This window comes from Cupriavidus sp. MP-37 (assembly GCF_020618415.1).
Lineage (GTDB): Bacteria > Pseudomonadota > Gammaproteobacteria > Burkholderiales > Burkholderiaceae > Cupriavidus.
In genome coordinates this window covers 3192462-3210750 of sequence record NZ_CP085344.1, presented here as the reverse complement: position 1 = coordinate 3210750, position 18289 = coordinate 3192462, and the positions used below count along the sequence as shown (strand labels likewise).

The following is an 18289-nucleotide window of genomic DNA, read 5'->3' as shown; positions in this document are numbered from 1 at the left end:
CACCAAGTCTTGATGTGAGCCGAGCAGCGCATTTTATCCAGAGAAGCTGTGGATAACTTTGTGAACAAGCCGCCCGCCGGCCTTGTAAGTGGTTGATGCAAAAGAAAAATGGTTATATTGCCTAATTTTTGTTGCATCCAGAAATCGCATAAGAATCAACGGTTTGCACGAAGTCATGCGGGTTTCAGGGCAGCCCTGCGGCATCAGCGCTACCCCCTTGACAGAGCGGTTATGCTGTGGACATGTCTGATCCACGCCGCTTGCCAGCGGGTGCCCCAATGCCTGACCTGCCGAATTTCCCGCGTGACCCTTCCTTCACCGCGCCGCGCAGCGGCCGCGACGTGATCCCCGTCGGCGAACTCAACCACGCCATCGCGCGCGTGCTCGAACGCAGCTTTCCGCTCGCCTGGGTACGCGGCGAGATCTCAAACTTCACGCGCGCGGCCAGCGGCCACTGGTATTTCTCGCTGAAGGACGCGCGCGCGCAGATCCGCTGCGTGATGTTCCGCGGGCGCAACCAGCATGTCGACTTCCAGCCGCGCGAGGGCGAGGCCGTCGAGGTGCGCGCGGTGGTGTCGATGTACGAGGCGCGCGGCGAGCTGCAGCTGGGGGTCGAGGCCATGCGCCGCGCCGGGCTCGGCAACCTGTACGAGGCCTTCCTGCGGCTCAAGGAAAAACTGTCGCAGGCCGGGCTGTTCGCGCCGGAGCGCAAGCGCCCGGTGCCGGCGCAGCCGCGCACCATCGGCGTGGTCACGTCGCTGCAGGCGGCGGCGCTGCGCGATGTGCTGAGCACGCTGCGGCGGCGCGCGCCGCATGTGCCGGTGGTGGTCTATCCGGTACCGGTGCAGGGCGCGGGCGCGGCGCAGAAGATCGCCGACATGCTCGATGCCGCGGCCGCGCGCGCCGAATGCGACGTGCTGATCCTGTGCCGCGGCGGCGGCAGCATCGAAGACCTGTGGTCGTTCAATGAAGAGGTGGTGGCGCAGGCGATCGCGCGCTGCACGCTGCCGGTGGTTTCCGGCGTCGGCCACGAGACCGATTTCACCATTGCCGATTTTGTCGCCGACGTGCGCGCGCCGACGCCCACCGGCGCGGCCGAGCTGGTCAGCCCGGATCGCGCCCACCTGCTCGCGCAGACCGTGCGTGCCCGCGATGCGCTGAGGCAATGCCTGCGTCGCGGGCTCGACCTGCGCGCGCAACACCTCGACTGGCTGGCCCGGCGCGTGCGCAGCCCGCAGGCGCAGCTGCAGGAGCGCCGCGCACAGGTCGACAATCTGGCGCGACATTTGCGATCGGCATTGCGCGACACCGTGGTGTCGCAGCGCCATCGCCAGCAACTGCTGGCGATGCGCTGGCGCGCATGCCGCCCCGACGCCGCCGCGGCCCACGCCGACGTGGCGCGACTGTGGCAGCGGCTGCAGGCCGCCGCGCTGCGCCAGCACGAGCGCGCCGGCCAGCGCCTGGCGCGCAGCGCCGGCGCGCTCGAGTTGCTGGCGCCGCAACGCACACTCGAACGCGGCTATGCGGTGCTGCTCGACCAGCGCGGACGCGCGCTGCGCGCCCCCGCCGAGATCCGCGCCGGCAGCGTGGTCGAAGCGCACCTGGCCGAAGGCGTGGCCGACCTGGCGATCGCCGGCGTGCAGGCCAAGCTGCCGGAATTCTGAGCCGCCGCGCGGAGCCGGGAACGCCTCCCATTCGCGTGCGGCGCAGGCCCGGAAGGCCGCGCCGAAATCTCCCGGAAAGCCGCGCGCGGACAAACTAACATCGGAGCAGGGGGCTTTGCGCCGCGGTTTGCGTGGGTCTTGCAAGTCCCCTACAATCGGCCATTCCGGACCCACAACCCCAACCCACAGAGACAGAACAATGGAACACAAGCTCCCCCCGCTTCCGTACGCGCATGATGCCCTGGCTCCGCACATCTCCAAGGAGACCCTGGAGTTCCATCATGACAAGCACCACCAGACCTACGTCACCAACCTGAACAACCTCATCAAGGGCACCGAGTTCGAGAACGCGACCCTGGAAGAGATCGTCAAGAAGTCGTCGGGCGGCATTTTCAACAACGCTGCCCAGGTGTGGAACCACACCTTCTACTGGGATTCGCTGAAGCCCAACGGCGGTGGCCAGCCGACCGGCGCACTGGCCGATGCCATCAACGCCAAGTGGGGCTCGTTCGACAAGTTCAAGGAAGAGTTCACCAAGGTTGCCGTCGGCACCTTCGGTTCGGGCTGGGCCTGGCTGGTCAAGAAGGCCGACGGCTCGCTGGACCTGGTGTCCACCTCCAACGCCGCCACGCCGCTGACCACCGACGCCAAGCCGCTGCTGACCTGCGACGTGTGGGAGCACGCCTACTACATCGACTACCGCAATGCCCGTCCGAAGTACGTCGAGGCATTCTGGAATGTCGTGAACTGGGACTTCGCCGGCAAGAACTTCGCTGGCTGATCCACGGATCGTCTGCACCGCAGAAAGCAAAAAAGGGCCGCCAGGCCCTTTTTTGTTGTCCCGCCGCCTTCCGCTCTCTCTCTCTCAGCACTTCCCCGCATTGCCTGTGTTCACGGCGTCCCATGGCTGGAACACAGCGACACACCAGCGCCCACTACCGGGTCCCACGCTCGCACCCTAAGCTGCGGATATCCATGCCAGCAGGGTCAGCCATCGCGATAACAAACCGATATGGTGGCCAAAAGAAAATGCGAATGGACGCTGCGATACCCGGTTTCTAGAATCCCCTCACGCTGCATCGCCGCGTAAATCCGCCGCGTAAATCTGCCGTATGAGATAGCGCAATCAAGAATCCAGAAATGCTGATGCCGTAGTCCGGGCAGGGGTTGCTGCTGCCCGCGATTTCGTGCACGGGGCGGGGCAGGCATCCCCGTATCGATTCGGACAGGCGCAAGACAGACACTGGAGACAACATGAAGAACCCCCTTGCGGGCGCCACCTTTGCGGCGCTCGCGGCCTGCTGCAGCGTCGCTTCGGCGCAGAGCCACGTGACGCTGTATGGCCGGCTGAATACCTCGCTGGAGTATTCGGACGCGTCGACGGCGACCGATGGCACCAAGCTGGGCGGCACCGGCCGCCTCACCAACAACCGCTCGGTGTTCGGCATGCGCGGCGAGGAAGCGCTGGTGGGCAGCCTCAAGGCGATCTGGCAGATCGAGAGCAATATCTCGCTGGATACGGGCAGCGGGCAACTCGCCAGCCGCAATACCCGCCTTGGGCTGGCCGGCTCGGCCGGCAGCTTCTTCATGGGCAACTGGACCACGCCTTACCTGGAAGCCACCTCCTCCTACGATCCGTTCTATCCGACCACCGCCGGCTACATGGCGCTGATCGGCAATGGCTCGACCCCGACTTCCGACAACATCCAGGACACCAGCTCCTTCGACCGCCGCCAGAAGAACAGCGTGCACTACCGCAGCCCGAAATGGAACGGCTTCAGCGGCGGCGTGACCTGGGGCATCAACGAGGAGCGCATCTCCGTGCCGCGCAACCCGAGCCTGTGGTCGTTTGCCGGCGCCTATGACAACGGCCCGCTGAACGTGGTGCTGGCCTACGAGCGCCACAACAACTACCAGGCCGCGGGCCGCGACGACGAAGGCATGAAGATCGGCCTGTCGTACCAGTTCCCGACTACCAAGGTGTCCGCCATCTACGAGCGGCTGCACTACCGCACCGCCACCGGCGACCTGAAGCGCGATGCCTATTACGCCTCGGTGGTGCAGAAGCTGTGGACCGGCAGCCTGCGCGCGGGCGTCGGCTTTGCCGGCAACGGCCGCGGCAGTGCCACCGAGACCGTCGGCTTCTTCCGCAGCGGTCCGGATACCGGCGCGGTGCAGGCCACGCTCGGCTACGAATACCCGCTGTCGAAGCGCACCGCGGTGTTCGGCTTCTACAGCCGCATCTTCAACAAGAAGAACGCCACCTACGACTTTGCGATCAACGAGCTGGGCATTTCCGCCGGCGCCGATCCGCAGACCTTTGCCCTGGGCATGCGCCACACGTTCTGAACGCGCTTCGCCTCAGGCCATTACCAAGCTTCCCAAGATCAAGATCCAGGAGACCCCACATGAAATTCCGCCACATGCTGCACGCGGCGCTGGCCGCCGCACTGTGCCTGCCGCTGCTGCCGGGCGCGGCGCACGCCGACACCTATCCCGACAAGCCGATCCGCCTGGTAGTGCCGTTTGCCGCCGGCAGCGCCACCGATCTGCTCGCGCGCATCGTCAGCGCCGAGATGAGCTCCGCTTCGAACATGCAGGTCGTCGTCGACAACCGCCCCGGCGCGGGCGGCACCATCGGCACCGCGGTGGTGGCCAAGGCGCCCGCCGACGGCTATACGTTGCTGCTGACTTCCGCCGGCCATGCGGTCAATCCCACGCTCTATCCGAAGCTGCCGTACGACACCACGCGCGACCTGAAGGGCATCTCGACCGTCGCCACCATGCCCTACCTGCTGGTGGTCAGCGCCTCCAGCCCGTACCGCACGCTCAAGGACCTGCTCGCGGCTGCGCGCGCCAAGCCGGATTCGGTGACCTACAGTTCGGCAGGCAGCGGCAGCTCGTCGCACCTGAGCGGCGAGCTGTTCAACGTGACCGCGGGCGTGCAGACCCGGCATATCCCGTACAAGGGCGCGCCGGCCGCGATTACCGATGTGATGAGCGGACGCGTCGACATGTTCTTCGCCCCGTCGATCACCGCGCTGCAGTTCGTCAAGGACGGCAAGCTGCGCATCCTGGGCGTGGCCACCGCGGCGCGGGTGCCGTCGCTGCCGGAGGTGCCCACCATTGCTGAAGCGGGCGTGCCGGGCTATGTGTTCGATGCCTGGTTCGGCGTGCTGGCGCCGGCGGGCACGCCCAAGGAGATCGTGGCGCGCCTGAACACGGCGATGCAGCGGGCCCTAGCCGCGCCGGCGACGCGCGACAAGCTGATGGCGCAAGGCGCCGAGGCCAAGCCGTCGACCCCGGCCGCGTTCGACAAGCTGATCGCCGCCGACATCGCCAAGCTCGAGCCCATCGTCAAGCGCTCGGGCGCGCAGCCGGGCCAGTAACCCGGCAGCCCCGGCCCCCGCAGCACTCCGGGCGCCAGGGCTTTTCAAAATCAGGGAAACATCGCTATGCATTGGATTGCACGGGCCGTGGCGCACGCCATGGCAGCGGCTTGCGTGATCGCGGCCGGGGCAGCGCAGGCGCAGCGCGCGGCCGCGCCAGCGGACCGGATCCTGGTCAACGGCACGGTGCTGACCATGGACGCCGCGGACACGGTGGCGCAGGCCATCGCCATGCGCGGCGACCGGATCGTCGCGGTGGGCGCCAACCCGCAGATCCGCCGCCTGGCCGGTCCGGCCACCGAGGTGATCGACCTGGGCGGGCGCACCGTGATTCCGGGGCTGATCGATACCCATATCCACGCCATCCGCGGCGGCCAGAGCTATGCCTTCGAGACCTACTGGTACGAAGGCGAAACCACCAGCCTGGCCGCCGGGCTGGAGCAGCTGCGGCAGACCGCGCAGGCGCGCGGACCGGGCAAGTGGGTGGCCGTGACCGGTTCGTGGCACCCCGACCAGTTCATCGAAAAACGCGCCCCGACGCCCGCCGAACTGACCGCGCTGCTGCCCGACAATCCGGCCTATGTGCAGTACCTGTACGACTACGCGCTGGTCAACGCCAAGGCGATCGAGGTGCTCAGGCTCGACCAGCCCGACGCGCTGCCGCCCGGCATCCGCATGGAGCGCGACCGCGAAGGCCGTCTCACCGGCCGGATCTTCGGCGCGATCCGGCCGCTGTCGGCGCTGTTCGGGCGCATCCTGGCGCAGAGCCAGGTCGATGCCAAGGCCAGCCTGCAGGCTTTCTTCGGCCGGCTGAACAGCCTCGGTGTCACCGCGCTGATCGACCCGACCGCCGGTCCGGGCGGCGCGTACGATCCACTGTTCGCACTGTGGCGCGAGGACCGGCTGTCGGTGCGGGTCGGCTACCGCATCCCGACCCTGGTCGCGGGCAACGAGGCCGAGTGGTTCCGCAACACGCTGGCGTACCTGCCGCCGCGCATGGGCGACGGCAGGCTGCGCTTCCTCGGGCCGGGCGAGATGCTGGTGTTCGGCATGGACGACGGCGTCACCATGGGCCCTGGCTTCCGCCCCGCGGCAAAGGATCGCGAGGAACTGCTCAAGGTCGCCACCTTCGCCGCCAGCCGCGGCTATCCGGTGGAGATCCACGCTTATACCGACGATGCCGCCAACGCGATCCTCGACGTCTTCGAGGAAGTGGCAAAGCACCATGACCTGGGCAAGCTGCGCTGGGCGCTGGCCCACCTGAACACCGGCAAGCCGGAAACGTTCCGGCGCATGAAGGCGCTAGGGCTTGCCTACACGGTGCAGATGGGGCCGTACTTCGAGGCTGGCGCCATCGGGCACGCCAACGACCACCATGTGGCCGAGTCCGCGCCGCCGGTGCGACTGGCGCTGCAGCACGGGTTGAAAGTGGCGGGCGGCACCGATGCCACGCGTATCGGCATCCCTGGCGTCTGGCGCGCGCTGGAGTTTCACGTCGGTGGTTATTCGATCGGGAAGGAAGTCCGGCGCAAGGAGGACTTCCGGCTGTCGCGGCTGGAGGCGCTGCGGTTGTATACCGCTAATGCGGCGTGGATTTCGTTCGACGAGGGTTCGCGGGGCACGTTGGAGGTGGGGAAGCTGGCGGATCTCGCGGTTCTCGACAAGCCTTACCTGACCGTTCCGGTGGAGGACATTCACCGGATCCGATCGGTCTTGACGATGGTCGATGGGAAGGTGGTGCATGTTGATGGCGCTTTTGCTTCGCTCGAGGTGCGGTAGTTTGGGGGTGCCGTAGGGGTAGTGGGGGAGGTGGTATGTCGTGCTTGGTGACATGCTGTCGGCTGTTGAACCGCGTGGTTCCGCCCTGCTGGGCGGGTCACTTTTTGGCCGAGCGCCAAAAAGTAACCAAAAAGCGCGTTTACTGCCCTGCGGGCGGCATGTCTTATCGTAGTGTGCGCTGGGTTTTCGTACGGGGCTTGGCTTCCTCACAAAGCTGGACTGCCTGCCGCGGTGGTGCGCGACGGTGGGTGGGGCGTTGGAGTGGTGATTGAACGAGCCCAGAGCGCGGAGTGGCAGCCTGCTACTGGTCTTATCGTAGGAACGCCTACGGCTGCGCTGCGCGCCGGCAGTATCGTAGGTCAGGGGCTCTGGCACGGAACGCGTCGCTGCGCTCGCTTGGCGCTGCCGGTCGGTGACCCGGCTGGCCGCCTGCTGGCGGCCGTATCGCGGCGACGCCTGTGGCTGCCGCAGGCTCATTGCGGTGATGATCGATCATTGGCGTTTGTGCGCAGCGCAGCCGATGGGTACTGCGATTTCGCCAGCGGATGGGCTGCTGCGATTTCGCTCGAGACCCCCCGTCCACGCCCGCCAGCGCCAAGCGAGCGCAGCGACGCGTACCGAGCCAGGGCCCACGCCCCGCGATACTGACGGCGCAGCAGCCGTAGGCGTTCCTACGACAAGGCCAGCAGCAGGCTGCCACTGACCGCTCTGGGCTCGTTCAATCACCACTCCAACGCCCCTGCCACCGTAGTGCACCCCTGCGGCAGGCAGTCCAGCTATGTGAGGAAGCCAAGCCCCGTACGAAAACCCCCAGGCACACTACGATAAGACATGCCGCCCGCAGGGCAGTAAACGCGCTTTTTGGTTACTTTTTGGCGCTCGGCCAAAAAGTGACCCGCCCAGGAGGGCGGAACCAGGCGGTTCAACAGCCGACAGCATGTCACCAACAGCAACCACCCCAAATCACGAAACAACATCGGACGAAGAAGTACGCCGCCCCCCCTAAGACCCACCATCCCCCATCTCCCCCAACAACCTACTATGAGGCCAACTCCCCCCCACAGTCAGCTCCCTAGCCACCCGCCTCAACGTCTCCATCACCGCAAGCGAAGCCCGCGACGGCGGCCGTGCCGCCGCATAGCCGATCATCCGCTGCAACTCCAGCCCGCGAATCGGCACCGCCCGTAGCCGCTGCGCCAGCAGTTCTTCCCGTATCGCCGCGGCAAAATGCACCGTCCAGCCGAACCCGCGCGCCACCAGGCGCCTCGCCACCTCGATCGACTCGACTTCCATCGTGACCTGCAGCTCCAGCCCCTGGCGCGCCGCCAGCGCTTCCAGCGCCAGCCGCACGCCTGACTTCGGCACGCCGGTCAGGATCATCGGCAGGCCCTGCAGCTGTTCGATTTCCACCGGCCCATCCCCCAGCGCCGCGTCGCCCCACGGCCCGATCGCGCAAAGGCTCTCCGCCACCAGCGGCACCGCCGAGACCCCGGGGCTCGACACCGGCCCGCTCAGCAGCCCCACGTCGAGCGTGCCTTGCAGCAGCGCATCCTGCAGCGCGGGCGCAAAGTTCTCCACCAGGCGCAGCCGGATCTCCGGATACTGCTCGCGCAACGCCTCGGCCAGCGGGATGAACAGCAGCGGCGCCAGCGCCGGCGTCAGTCCCAGCGCCACCAGCCCGCGCGGCGAGGCAGCGAGGTCGGCGATGTCGACCTTGACCTGGTCGGCATAGCGCAGCAAAAACGACGCGCGGTCCAGCAGCACCAGGCCCTCGGGCGTGGGCGTGGCGCCGCGCACGTGGCGCTCCAGCAGCCGCACGCCCAGCTCTTCCTCGAGCAGCCGGATCTGGCGGCTGAGCGCGGGCTGTGCGATATGCAGCGCCGCCGAGGCGCGGCCGAAGTGCTGCAGCGTGGCCAGCACCTTGAAATAGCGAAGTTGGCGAAGGTCCATGGCCGGTACTCCTGTCATGCGTGTGCAATCGATTGCACAAAATTCACAAAAAAAAGCGGTGGCCGGGGCGCCCGCTTTACACAGCCCGGGTCGATGCCCTGACCACCAGTTCCGGCGCCAGCAGGGTCCGCGCCGTGGTGGTGATGCTGCCGTCCAGCGCGCCCAGCATCAACGCGGCGGCGCGCGTTCCCATCTCGTAGAACGGCACGCGGATGGTGGTCAGCGCCGGGGCGACCGCATGCATCAGCAGCATGTCGTTGTGCCCGACCACCGACAGGTCGGACGGGCAGCTGCCGCCGATGGCGCGCACGGCCGCGTAGCAGCCCAGCGCCAGGAAGTCATTGGCGGCCACCACCGCGGTGACGCGCCGGCGCTGCGCCAGCAGTTGCGCGCACGCGGCCTCGCCGGCGGCCTCCGTGTAGGCCGGCGCCCGCACCACCGGGCAGTGCGACCCGCGCAGGCCCAGCTCGGCCACCGCCTGCAGGAAGCCCGCTTCGCGTTCATGCCCGGTCGACAGGCTGGACGGGCCGGCGACATGCCCGATGCGCCGGTGGCCCAGTGCGTGCAGGTGGCCGACGGCGAGCGCCATCGCCTGGCGGTGGTCGCCGACAATGCTGGAGACGCGCCCGCCATCGTCGCTGCGGTTGACCATCACCAGCGGCACGCCCTGTGCCAGGCAATGGTCCACCACCGGGTCGTTGCGCTCGGCGGTGGCCAGGATCAGGCCGTCGACCTGCCGCGCCAGCAGCTGGTCGACGATAAAGGTCTGGCGCGCCTTGTCGCCGCCGGCGTTGGCCACGATCGGGATATAGCGGTGGCGCGACAGGGCGTTCTCGATGCCGAGCACGATGGGCGGGAACACCGGGCTGCCGATGTCCGGCACCACCACGCCGATGGTGCCCGAGCGCCGCGTGCGCAGTGCCGCGGCAATCCGGTTGGGCGAGTAGTGCAGGTCCTGCGCCGCCTTCAGCACCCGTGCCACCAGTTCGTCGCCGATGCGGTGGCGGGTCTGCGGGTTGAGCACGCGCGACACCGTCGACGGATGCACGTCGAGCGCTTCGGCAATCTGCTTGATGGTGGGTTTGCTCATCGCATGGTGCACGCGTGCGGCAGGCGTTACGCCATGACGCCATACCGCCTGGTTATCGGGATACCGGCAAAAAGTGGATTGGACGCAAGCCGGCGGCCGTGGCTAGAATCCGCCCGGATGCCGCAGGCTTGGCGCTTGTCGTGCAATCGATTGCATTGTAATCTGCCCCGGCGGCCATGCCAAGGCGTGCCGGCCCGGGGCCAGCCAGTATGGGGAGACAGGAATGAAAGCAGCGGTATCGCTCGCCGGCCAGGCGCCGGTGTACCAGGAGTTCGATGACCCGGCCGCCGGGCCCGGCCAGGTCGTGGTCAAGGTTGCCGCGGCAGCGCTGACGCGGCTCGACATGGCCATTGCCGAAGGCCGCCACTACATCAAGCCGGCCGCGGGCCGCTTCGTGGTGGGGCGCGAGGGCGTGGGGCGCCTTGCCGACGGCCGGCGCGTCTACTTCAACGTCAATGCGCCGCGCGCGCCGTACGGCTCGATGGCGCAGCACGCGCTGGTGGACCCGGCGCTGACCTTCCCGGTGCCGGACGGCATCGACGACGCGCGCGCGGCAGCGCTGGGCAACGCCGGCCTGGCGGCATGGCTGCCATTGTCATGGCGCGCGCGCATGCAGCCGGGCGAAACCGTGCTGGTGCTCGGCGCCACTGGCATCTCCGGGCTGCTGGCGGTGGCCGCGGCCAAGCTGCTGGGCGCGGGCCGCGTAATCGCCGCCGGGCGCGACGTGCGGGCCCTGCAGCGGGCCCGCCGGCTGGGCGCGGATGCGGTGGTGCCGCTCGATCAGCCGGGCGACCTGCTCGACGCGTATCGCAACGCCGCCGACGGCAACGTCGACGTCGTGCTCGACTATCTCTGCGGCGCGCCCGCCGAAGCCGCGCTGCTGGCGCTGGGCCACGGCGGGCGCCTGGTCCACATCGGCACCACGGTGGCGCCGACCATCACCTTTGCCGGCGGCGCCGCGCGCCAGGCCTGCTTCGACATCATGGGCTTCGCCTACTATCACGCCCCCATCGAGGCGCAGGCACAGGCCTATGCCGAACTATGCCGCCACACCGCGGCCGGCCGCATGGAAATCGATATCGTCGCCGAACCGCTGGAAGCGGTCGGGCGGGTGTGGGCGGCGCAAGCCAAGGGGGCGCGCCAGCGCTTCGTGCTCGTGCCCTGAAGCGATCAGCGCGCCTTGGAATCCGGCACGCGGGTCTGGTCGATCGAGGCCCCGCCGGTGCCCTTGCGCGGCTTGCCGTGCAGGCCGTCACGGTCGGCCTTGCCGGCGCTTTCCGAGGCCGGCTTGGGCTTGTCGCGGCCGGGCAGGCCGCCCGCGGTGTGCGGCTCCTTGGGCACGTCGCCAAGGTCCTTGGCGAGGCCGCCGGGATTGGTCGGCGTGGCGCCCGGCGTACTGCCCGGCGTGGTGCTGGCACCGGGGGGCGGAATGGTCTGGCTGCCCTTCGGGCCCTTGTCGGTGCGCACGCCGGTATCGGCCGGCTGCGCCAGCGCCGCCCCTGCAAACGCGGATAGCAGCACGAGCGCTGCGGCATGTGGGATGGTGGATCGCATCGGGAGTCTCCTGGTAAGCAAAAGCAGGCTGGTGGTACGGGAAAAGCATTTGCCGGGCCAACCTGCGCGCTGGCGCGCACGGCGTGGCGGCTGCCCGGCGCAAAGCACTTTCTACAAGCGCCGGCGGTTGTTACAAGCATGGGTGGCCGGGGAGCCGCCGGATGCCGGCGTAGCGTGCGGGCAGGGGTGGGAACGGAAGTTGCGCGCATCGCGGTGTTGGCCGGCATTTGTCGCCGGCACTACCGGAGGCGTTATGAAGCACAGCAAGCACGACACCTCGAACAACCCTTCGCTCGACCGGCGCCAGGGCCTGGATGACCGTGAACTGAAGGAAAACGCGGCGGACAACCAGCGCGCCCGCGAACGTGCCCGCGCCGATTGGGAGGATGCCGCATCACACCGCAAGCAAGAACCGAAACGGCCCGGGACCGCGCCGTCCGGCAAGGGCGAAATGCCACCCGGCGTCGGCGCGCGTGACCTGCACGATCCCGGCAGCCGCGATCCCGACGCGCCGCCGACCGTGAACCGGTCCTGACCGCTCAGGGCCTGGCGCCGCGCGCCAGGCGCGCGGCAGCCTGCAGGCTGCGCACGATGCGGTCGAAGGCCGCCGCACGCGCCTCGTCGCTGCGCTGGCGCAGGGCAAAGGAGGGGTGGTAGGTCGCGATGACCAGCCGCCCCTCATGCTCCACCGGTGTCTCCATCATGCCCGCCAGCGTCACGCTCTTGCGGCCCAGCACCGCGCGCGCCGCGGTGGCGCCGAGCGCCACCACCACGGTCGGGTGCACTTGCTCCAGCTCGCGCTCCAGCCACAGGTTGCAGGCTTCGATTTCCTGCTGCGCGGGCGATTTGTGCAGCCGGCGCTTGCCGCGCCACTCGAACTTGAAATGCTTGACCGCGTTGGTCATGAAGAGCTTGTCGCGGTCCAGGCCGGCGGCCTGCAGCGCTTCATCGAGCAGGTGTCCGGCCGGCCCGACAAAGGGCGAGCCCTGCAGGTCTTCCTGCGAGCCCGGCTGTTCGCCGACCAGCATGATGCGCGCGTGGGCCGCGCCGGCGCCGGGCACGCCCTGGGTGGCGTTGCGCCACAACGGGCAGCGCCGGCATTCGTTGAGTTCGCCGCGGCTGACAGGCGGCTTGTTGCGCTCGGGCATGGCGATGGCAGAGATGCAGCGCGCGGGCGCTGCATGCGCTTTGCAGCAGGTTTCGCGCCATGGCAACGCGCGCTGGCGGGGCGCCAGCGCCGCCAGCGCCGCCAGCGCCGTGACGGCATCGGTATGGAATTTGCCTTCCCCCAACACCCCCGCGACGGCCGCGCCACGGCGCGCCGCGGCTAGCCTTGCCGTACCCAACGCCTGACGCCTGAACCGCGCGCATGCCCCAGACCATCCGCCCCGCCTCGCGCCGCCGCATCGCCGCGGAACTGTTCCGCGCGATCTGGCGCTTCCGTGCCCGCGTGCTGGTCGCGGTGTCGCTGCTGCTGCTGGCCAAGGCCTGCGCGGTGGCCGTGCCGCTGATGCTCAAGCTGGTGGTCGACGAGGTCACGCCGGCGGCGGCCGGCACCGATGCCGCGCGCCTGGGGCTGGTGGCGATGCCGGTGTTCCTGGTGCTGGCCTATGCCATCCTGCGGCTGCTCGGCAACGCCTTCAGCGAGCTGCGCGACGTGGTCTTTGCCTACGTGACGCAGAGCACGGTGGCGGGCTTCATGGAACGCGCCTTTGCGCACCTGCATGCGCTGGGCGCGCGCTTCCACGCGCAGCGCGCCACCGGCAGCGTGATCCGCGACCTGGAGAAAGGCACCGCGGCGATCGGCTTCCTGCTGGGCGTGGCGGTCTTCACCATCGTGCCGACGCTGATGGAGATCGTGTCGGTGCTGGCCATCATGATCGGTGCCTATGGCGCGGCCTTCGCCGCCATCATCCTGGGCGTGTTCGTGCTGTACGCCGGCTTTACCTATGTCTTCACGCAGCGGCGCATGCGCGTGCAGCGCCAGGTCAATGCGGTCGAGGCCACCACCAACAGCAAGGTGGTGGACAGCCTGCTCAACTACGACACCGTCAAGTTCTTCGCGCGCGAGTCCTTCGAAACCCGACGGCTGTCCGAGATGCTGCAGCGCTGGATCGGCATCAGCGTCGAAAACCAGTATGCGCTGTCGGCCCTGCATATCGGGCAGAGCCTGTGCATCGCGGTGGGGGTGGGCGCGGTGATGCTGCTGGCCACGCAGCGGGTGATTCAGGGCTCGCTGTCGGTGGGCGACCTGGTGCTGATCAACGCCTACATCATCCAGGTGGTGCTGCCGCTCAATACGCTGGGCTTTATCTTCCGCGAGTCGAACGACGCCATGACCAACGTCGAGCGGCTGTTCGCGCTGCTCGACGCCCACGGCAAGCCCGGCGAGGACAGCGACGCGCCGGCCGCGCGCCCGTTGCGCGTCAGCCGCGGCGAGATCGTGTTCGACCGCGTCAACTTCAGCTACGACCCCAGCCACCAGACCCTGTGGGACGTCAGCTTCCGCGCCGGCGCGGGCCAGACCGTGGCGGTGGTCGGCGGCAGCGGCTCGGGCAAGTCGACGCTGGCGCGCCTGCTGTTCCGGCTGTACCAGCCCGACAGCGGCAGCATCAGCATCGACGGCCAGGACCTGCGCCTGGTGACGCAGCGCAGCCTGCGCGAAGTGATCGGCATCGTGCCGCAGGACACCATCCTGTTCAACGACACCATCGCCTACAACATCGGCTACGGCCGCGAAGGCGCCACCCGTGCCGACATCGTCGCGGCGGCGCGCGCGGCGCAGCTCGACGCCTTTATCGACCGCCTGCCCGACGGCTACGAAACCCAGGTGGGCGAGCGCGGCGTGCGCCTGTCGGGCGGCGAGCGCCAGCGCGTGGCGATTGCGCGCGCGATGCTGAAGCGCCCGCCCATCGTGGTATTCGACGAGGCTACCTCGGCGCTGGACACGCGCGCGGAGCGCGCGATCCAGCAGGAGCTGTCCGAAGTTGCGCGCGGGCGCACCGCGCTGATCATCGCGCACCGGCTCTCGACCATCGTCGATGCCGACCGCATCCTGGTGATGGAGCATGGCCGCATCGTCGAAGACGGCAACCACGCCACGCTGCTGGAGCGCGGCGGCATCTACACGCAGATGTGGCAGTTGCAGCAGCAGCAGCGCGAGCTGGAGCGCGCCGAGCGGCGCCTGGCGCTGCAGCCGGTGCGCCTCGAGATCCTGCTGGCGAGCGTGGTCGACGGGCTGCGCGAACTGATCGCCGAGCGCCATATCAACCTGTTCACGGTGCAGAGCGAGTCCGAGCTGCGCGTCACTGGCGATCCGGGCGTGCTGCAGAAGGCGATCTGGGAGCTGTGCCAGCACATGATCGCCAGCATCGAGCCGGGCGGACGGCTGGAACTGCGGCTGGAGCGGCTGGACGGCCAGGCCGGCCTGCGCCTGTCCGCCACCCCGGGCGAGCTGCCGTTGCCGGATGTGCAGGGCCTGCGCGAATGGCTGGCCGAGCACGGCGTCACGCTGACGGCCGACGGCCCCACGCACGCCTACCAGCTGCTGATGCCGATGCGCGCCGTGCAGGAGCCCGAGCCGCGCCGCGCGCCGGCCGCGGCGCCAGGCGCCGGGCCCGCGCCCGAGGCGCCGGAGGTGCCCGATGCGCAGGCGCTCAAGGGCCTGCGGGTGCTGCTGCTGGACGACGACGAGCCCACGCGCGAGGTGCTGAGCGCCTCGCTCGAAGACTACGGCGCCCATGCCATCGCGCAGCAGCGCGGCGACGACGTGATCGCGCTGCTGGCGGGAACGCATCCGGGGCAGTGGCCGCAGGTGCTGCTGTGCGACCTCGCGCTCGACGAGGAAGACGGCTACACCGTGCTGCGTCGGGTGCGGCGGCTCGAAGCGCAGATGCAGGTGCCGCTGGGCAAACGCATGACCGCGATCGCGCTGTCCGGGCATGCCGAGCCGCAGGACCGCATGCGCGCGCTGATGGCGGGGTTCCAGCTGCACCTGTCCAAGCCGGTGCGGGTGGGCGAGCTGGTGGCGGCGATCCGCTCGCTGGCGGTGCGCTCCACGCAGGACGCGCAGGAGGCGTAGCGCGGCGCCAATGACTGCAGCGGCCGCGCCTCAGGCGCGCGGGTCGCGCAGCCGGCGGCGCAGTTTCAACACCTCCGGCGGGATCACGCGGCGCTCCTGCCAGACCCAGGGCATGCCGCCCAGCACCTCGGCCAGGCCGCGCCATCCCTGGCAGCGCCACAGCTGCGGCAGGGCCGCCGCGGTTTCCTCCAGCGCCACCTGCCAGGGCAAGCGCAGCCAGGCCGACCAGATCGCATTGCGCGCCAGCAGCGAGCGGCGCTGCGCCGGATTGCGCAGCGGACTGGGATGGTGATGCACCACCAGCTGCGGCGCGTACACCAGTTGCCAGCCGCGCGCAGCGAGATCCAGCGCCAGCAGCGTTTCCTCGCCGCCGAGAAAGAAGCGCGGATGATAGCCGCCGGCCTGGCGGAACGCATCGGTGCGGAACGCGGTGGCGCCGGCCATCAGGCCCAGGATGGCGCGGCCCGGCAGCATGGCGGAGGGCAGGGGGCTGGCCGCCATGCGCGCGCAGGTGGGGTCCTCGCCACGGTGCTCGCCCACCAGGATGCGCGCCGTCAGCGCGGCCACGCGCGGATGGCGCTCGAACATGGCGCAGGCCGCCGACAGCGATCCGGGGGCCCACCAGCAGTCGTCATCGCAGAACGCGACATAGCGGGTGCAGGCCCAGTCCGCGCCCAGGTTGCGGCCGGCCGCGCCGAGGTTGCGCGCGCTGCGCAGCAGCGCGGCGTGCGGAAACTCGCACCGCACCATGGCGGCGGTGCCGTCGTCCGAGGCGTTGTCGACCACGGCGATGGGCGGGCGTTCCGGCAGCGCGCTCAGGCGCGCCAGCGCGGTGCGCACCGAATCGCGGCGGTTGTGCGTCAGCACGACCACGCTGATGTCGCAGGGGCGGGCGCGCGGGGCAGGGTGGCCAGGGGCGGCGGTGGTTGCTATCGGCATGGGTAGTGGCATGGGATGAGGCATGGCTCAGGCAGGCCCGGCGCCAGCCGGCTGCAGCATCCAGTAGCGCTCGGGCGCGCACAGGTCGCACAGCCGGTCTTCGCTGAACAGCTGCAGCTGGCTCTGGTAGGCGTTGAGCGCGTAGCTCTTCTGCGTCAGGTACTGCGTCACCGGCAGGTTGACGGGCGTGGCGCGCAGGCCGCTGTCCCGGCATTGCACCAGCCGCTGCTGCAGCAGGCCGGGCATGCGGCGGTAGATCGCGTCCTCGTAGTAGAGCCACTGCACGGGTGGCGGCGCCGCGGCGGGCGGCGTGCGCCAGGCCGGGCCGCGCGCGTGCGCGGCCAGCATCAGCAGCCGGCAGGCGTCATGCACCAGCGCATGGTCGGAATGGAACAGCCCGAGCGGGGCCACCACCACGCCCTCGGTCTGCGTCAGCAGCACGGTGTGCAGCGCGTCGGCAAGCTGTTGCGGGGTGTAGCGGCGGCCATACTGGCTGTCCCAGAAATCCAGCCACACCGCGTGCGCGCCCAGCATGGTGAGCGCGTGGTTGTCTTCGCGGCGGCGCGACAGTACCGCCTGCTCGGCGCTGGCAAAGCCGGCGGCCTGGTCCCACTCGGGGGCCGGCATGTCCGCCGGCGGCACGCCCGCGAACACCGTCACCACGCGCGCCGCGCGCGCGGCCGCGATCAGCCCGCCGCAGCTGAACACGGCATCGTCCAGGTGCGGCGAGATCACGGTCACCGCGGCGGCGAGATCGACCACCATCGCCGTGCCCATGCCGCCCCCTCGCGCGCTCCGGCACGCCGTCAACTGAGCGCGGCACGCGCTTCGCGCGCGGTGGCCGACACCGGCACCACGTTGCCCGGGGCGCCTTCGGCATGCGCCTGCGCGGCGAGCCGCGCGGCAAAGTAATCGACGGTGCGGCGCAGGCCGTCTTCGAGCGCGGTGTGCGGCTCCCAGCCCAGCAGCTGGCGCGCCAGCGTGATGTCGGGACAGCGCTGGTGCGGGTCGTCGGCCGGCAGCGGGCGCATCGCGATGCGGGACTGCGAGCCGGTGGCGCGCAGCACCGCCTGCGCAATCTCCAGCATGGTGGTCTCGCGCGGGTTGCCCAGGTTGACCGGCGTGCCGCTGGCAGGCGCTTCCATCAGCCGGATCAGCGCGTCGACCATGTCGTCGACATAGCAGAAGGCGCGCGTCTGCGCGCCGTCGCCGTAAACGGTCAGCGGCTGCCCGGCCAGCGCCTGCGTGATGAAGTTGGATACCACGCGGCCGTCGGCAGGGTGCATGCGCGGCCCGTAGGTGTTGAAGATGCGCGCGATGCGCACGTCCAGCCCGTGCTGGCGGTGGTAGTCCATGAACAGGGTCTCGGCGCAGCGCTTGCCTTCGTCGTAGCAGGAGCGGATGCCCACCGGATTGACGTGGCCCCAGTAGCCTTCCTGCTGCGGATGGTGCTCGGGGTCGCCATAGACTTCGCTGGTCGAGGCCTGCAGGATGCGCGCCCTGAGCCGCTTGGCCAGCCCCAGCATGTTGATGGCGCCGTTGACGCTGGTCTTGGTGGTCTGCACCGGGTCGTGCTGGTAGTGCACCGGCGAGGCCGGGCACGCCAGGTTGTAGATCTCGTCGACTTCCACGTACAGCGGGAAGGTGACGTCGTGGCGCAGCAGCTCGAAATTGTTCCGGCCCAGCAGGTGCGCGATGTTCTCCTTGGTGCCGGTGTAGAAGTTGTCCACGCACAGCACGTCCTGCCCGGCGCGCACCAGCCGCTCGCACAGGTGCGAGCCGAGGAATCCCGCGCCACCGGTGACCAGGATGCGCTTGCGATCGCTTTCCTTCATTTCCGCTC

15 protein-coding genes are annotated in these 18289 nt (G+C 69.3%); 8 read left to right on the top strand and 7 right to left on the bottom strand.

Annotated features, from left to right (window positions below; genetic code table 11):
* Nucleotides 1–278 precede the first annotated feature (278 nt).
* From xseA to LIN44_RS14740, 5 genes are all read left to right on the top strand, one after another.
* Nucleotides 279–1664, top strand: coding sequence for an exodeoxyribonuclease VII large subunit (gene xseA / locus LIN44_RS14760; protein WP_227312713.1), 1386 nt, complete (start codon nt 279–281; stop codon nt 1662–1664).
* Nucleotides 1665–1863: 199 nt separating this feature from the next.
* Nucleotides 1864–2445, top strand: a complete 582-nt coding sequence (gene sodB, locus LIN44_RS14755; protein WP_012351891.1) for a superoxide dismutase [Fe] — start codon at nt 1864–1866, stop codon at nt 2443–2445.
* Between the two features lie 473 nt (nt 2446–2918).
* On the top strand, nt 2919–4013 hold the full coding sequence (locus LIN44_RS14750; RefSeq protein WP_227312712.1) for a porin: 1095 nt from the start codon (nt 2919–2921) through the stop codon (nt 4011–4013).
* A gap of 59 nt (nt 4014–4072) precedes the next feature.
* The gene (locus LIN44_RS14745) at nt 4073–5053 is read left to right on the top strand and encodes a tripartite tricarboxylate transporter substrate binding protein (protein WP_227312711.1); all 981 of its coding nucleotides are present in this window, start codon (nt 4073–4075) and stop codon (nt 5051–5053) included.
* A 66-nt stretch (nt 5054–5119) separates the two neighbouring features.
* Entirely contained in the window at nt 5120–6832 is a 1713-nt protein-coding gene (locus LIN44_RS14740; protein ID WP_227312710.1) for an amidohydrolase, read from the top strand.
* A 1002-nt stretch (nt 6833–7834) separates the two neighbouring features.
* Here LIN44_RS14740 and LIN44_RS14735 read toward each other — a convergent pair.
* Both LIN44_RS14735 and LIN44_RS14730 read right to left on the bottom strand, forming a co-directional pair.
* Nucleotides 7835–8782: a LysR substrate-binding domain-containing protein gene (locus LIN44_RS14735; protein WP_227312709.1), complete on the bottom strand. Its 948-nt coding sequence runs from the start codon at nt 8780–8782 to the stop codon at nt 7835–7837.
* A gap of 76 nt (nt 8783–8858) precedes the next feature.
* Nucleotides 8859–9872 (bottom strand): LacI family DNA-binding transcriptional regulator, encoded by a 1014-nt coding sequence (locus LIN44_RS14730; protein WP_227312708.1) that lies wholly within the window; start codon nt 9870–9872, stop codon nt 8859–8861.
* Nucleotides 9873–10095: 223 nt separating this feature from the next.
* On the opposite strand from LIN44_RS14730, the gene LIN44_RS14725 reads away from it, so the two are divergent.
* Nucleotides 10096–11037, top strand: a complete 942-nt coding sequence (locus LIN44_RS14725; protein WP_227312707.1) for a zinc-binding dehydrogenase — start codon at nt 10096–10098, stop codon at nt 11035–11037.
* 5 nt (nt 11038–11042) lie between these two features.
* Here the strand turns inward: LIN44_RS14725 and LIN44_RS14720 are convergent, their stop codons facing one another.
* Nucleotides 11043–11426, bottom strand: a complete 384-nt coding sequence (locus tag LIN44_RS14720) for a hypothetical protein (RefSeq protein ID WP_227312706.1) — start codon at nt 11424–11426, stop codon at nt 11043–11045.
* Nucleotides 11427–11679: 253 nt separating this feature from the next.
* On the opposite strand from LIN44_RS14720, the gene LIN44_RS14715 reads away from it, so the two are divergent.
* The gene (locus tag LIN44_RS14715; RefSeq protein WP_227312705.1) at nt 11680–11961 is read left to right on the top strand and encodes a hypothetical protein; all 282 of its coding nucleotides are present in this window, start codon (nt 11680–11682) and stop codon (nt 11959–11961) included.
* Between the two features lie 4 nt (nt 11962–11965).
* Here LIN44_RS14715 and LIN44_RS14710 read toward each other — a convergent pair whose 3' ends face one another.
* On the bottom strand, nt 11966–12574 hold the full coding sequence (locus LIN44_RS14710; RefSeq protein WP_227314408.1) for a UdgX family uracil-DNA binding protein: 609 nt from the start codon (nt 12572–12574) through the stop codon (nt 11966–11968).
* A 221-nt stretch (nt 12575–12795) separates the two neighbouring features.
* Here LIN44_RS14710 and LIN44_RS14705 point away from each other — a divergent pair, with 221 nt between their 5' ends.
* On the top strand, nt 12796–15507 hold the full coding sequence (locus tag LIN44_RS14705; protein ID WP_227312704.1) for an ABC transporter transmembrane domain-containing protein: 2712 nt from the start codon (nt 12796–12798) through the stop codon (nt 15505–15507).
* 30 nt (nt 15508–15537) lie between these two features.
* Here the strand turns inward: LIN44_RS14705 and LIN44_RS14700 are convergent, their stop codons facing one another.
* From LIN44_RS14700 to LIN44_RS14690, 3 genes are read right to left on the bottom strand one after another with little or no spacing between them, the layout of a single operon-like run.
* A complete protein-coding gene (locus LIN44_RS14700; RefSeq protein ID WP_227312703.1) occupies nt 15538–16446 on the bottom strand; it encodes a glycosyltransferase family 2 protein in 909 nt (302 codons plus the stop codon).
* Nucleotides 16447–16473: 27 nt separating this feature from the next.
* Nucleotides 16474–17223, bottom strand: a complete 750-nt coding sequence (locus tag LIN44_RS14695; RefSeq protein WP_227312702.1) for a PIG-L deacetylase family protein — start codon at nt 17221–17223, stop codon at nt 16474–16476.
* Between the two features lie 29 nt (nt 17224–17252).
* Nucleotides 17253–18281, bottom strand: coding sequence for a UDP-glucuronic acid decarboxylase family protein (locus tag LIN44_RS14690; RefSeq protein ID WP_227312701.1), 1029 nt, complete (start codon nt 18279–18281; stop codon nt 17253–17255).
* Between the last annotated feature and the right edge of the window lie 8 nt (nt 18282–18289).

What these genes read in the sequence shown, in the direction of transcription:
- LIN44_RS14725 (WP_227312707.1), top strand. Translation starts at nt 10,096, where the DNA reads ATGAAAGCAGCGGTATCGCTCGCCGGCCAGGCGCCGGTGTACCAGGAG.
- LIN44_RS14715 (WP_227312705.1), top strand. Translation starts at nt 11,680, where the DNA reads ATGAAGCACAGCAAGCACGACACCTCGAACAACCCTTCGCTCGACCGG.
- LIN44_RS14745 (WP_227312711.1), top strand. Translation starts at nt 4,073, where the DNA reads ATGAAATTCCGCCACATGCTGCACGCGGCGCTGGCCGCCGCACTGTGC.
- LIN44_RS14695 (WP_227312702.1), bottom strand. Translation starts at nt 17,223, where the DNA reads ATGGGCACGGCGATGGTGGTCGATCTCGCCGCCGCGGTGACCGTGATC.
- LIN44_RS14705 (WP_227312704.1), top strand. Translation starts at nt 12,796, where the DNA reads ATGCCCCAGACCATCCGCCCCGCCTCGCGCCGCCGCATCGCCGCGGAA.
- LIN44_RS14750 (WP_227312712.1), top strand. Translation starts at nt 2,919, where the DNA reads ATGAAGAACCCCCTTGCGGGCGCCACCTTTGCGGCGCTCGCGGCCTGC.
- LIN44_RS14740 (WP_227312710.1), top strand. Translation starts at nt 5,120, where the DNA reads ATGCATTGGATTGCACGGGCCGTGGCGCACGCCATGGCAGCGGCTTGC.
- LIN44_RS14710 (WP_227314408.1), bottom strand. Translation starts at nt 12,574, where the DNA reads ATGCCCGAGCGCAACAAGCCGCCTGTCAGCCGCGGCGAACTCAACGAA.
- LIN44_RS14730 (WP_227312708.1), bottom strand. Translation starts at nt 9,872, where the DNA reads ATGAGCAAACCCACCATCAAGCAGATTGCCGAAGCGCTCGACGTGCAT.
- sodB (WP_012351891.1), top strand. Translation starts at nt 1,864, where the DNA reads ATGGAACACAAGCTCCCCCCGCTTCCGTACGCGCATGATGCCCTGGCT.
- xseA (WP_227312713.1), top strand. Translation starts at nt 279, where the DNA reads ATGCCTGACCTGCCGAATTTCCCGCGTGACCCTTCCTTCACCGCGCCG.
- LIN44_RS14735 (WP_227312709.1), bottom strand. Translation starts at nt 8,782, where the DNA reads ATGGACCTTCGCCAACTTCGCTATTTCAAGGTGCTGGCCACGCTGCAG.
- LIN44_RS14690 (WP_227312701.1), bottom strand. Translation starts at nt 18,281, where the DNA reads ATGAAGGAAAGCGATCGCAAGCGCATCCTGGTCACCGGTGGCGCGGGA.
- LIN44_RS14720 (WP_227312706.1), bottom strand. Translation starts at nt 11,426, where the DNA reads ATGCGATCCACCATCCCACATGCCGCAGCGCTCGTGCTGCTATCCGCG.
- LIN44_RS14700 (WP_227312703.1), bottom strand. Translation starts at nt 16,446, where the DNA reads ATGCCGATAGCAACCACCGCCGCCCCTGGCCACCCTGCCCCGCGCGCC.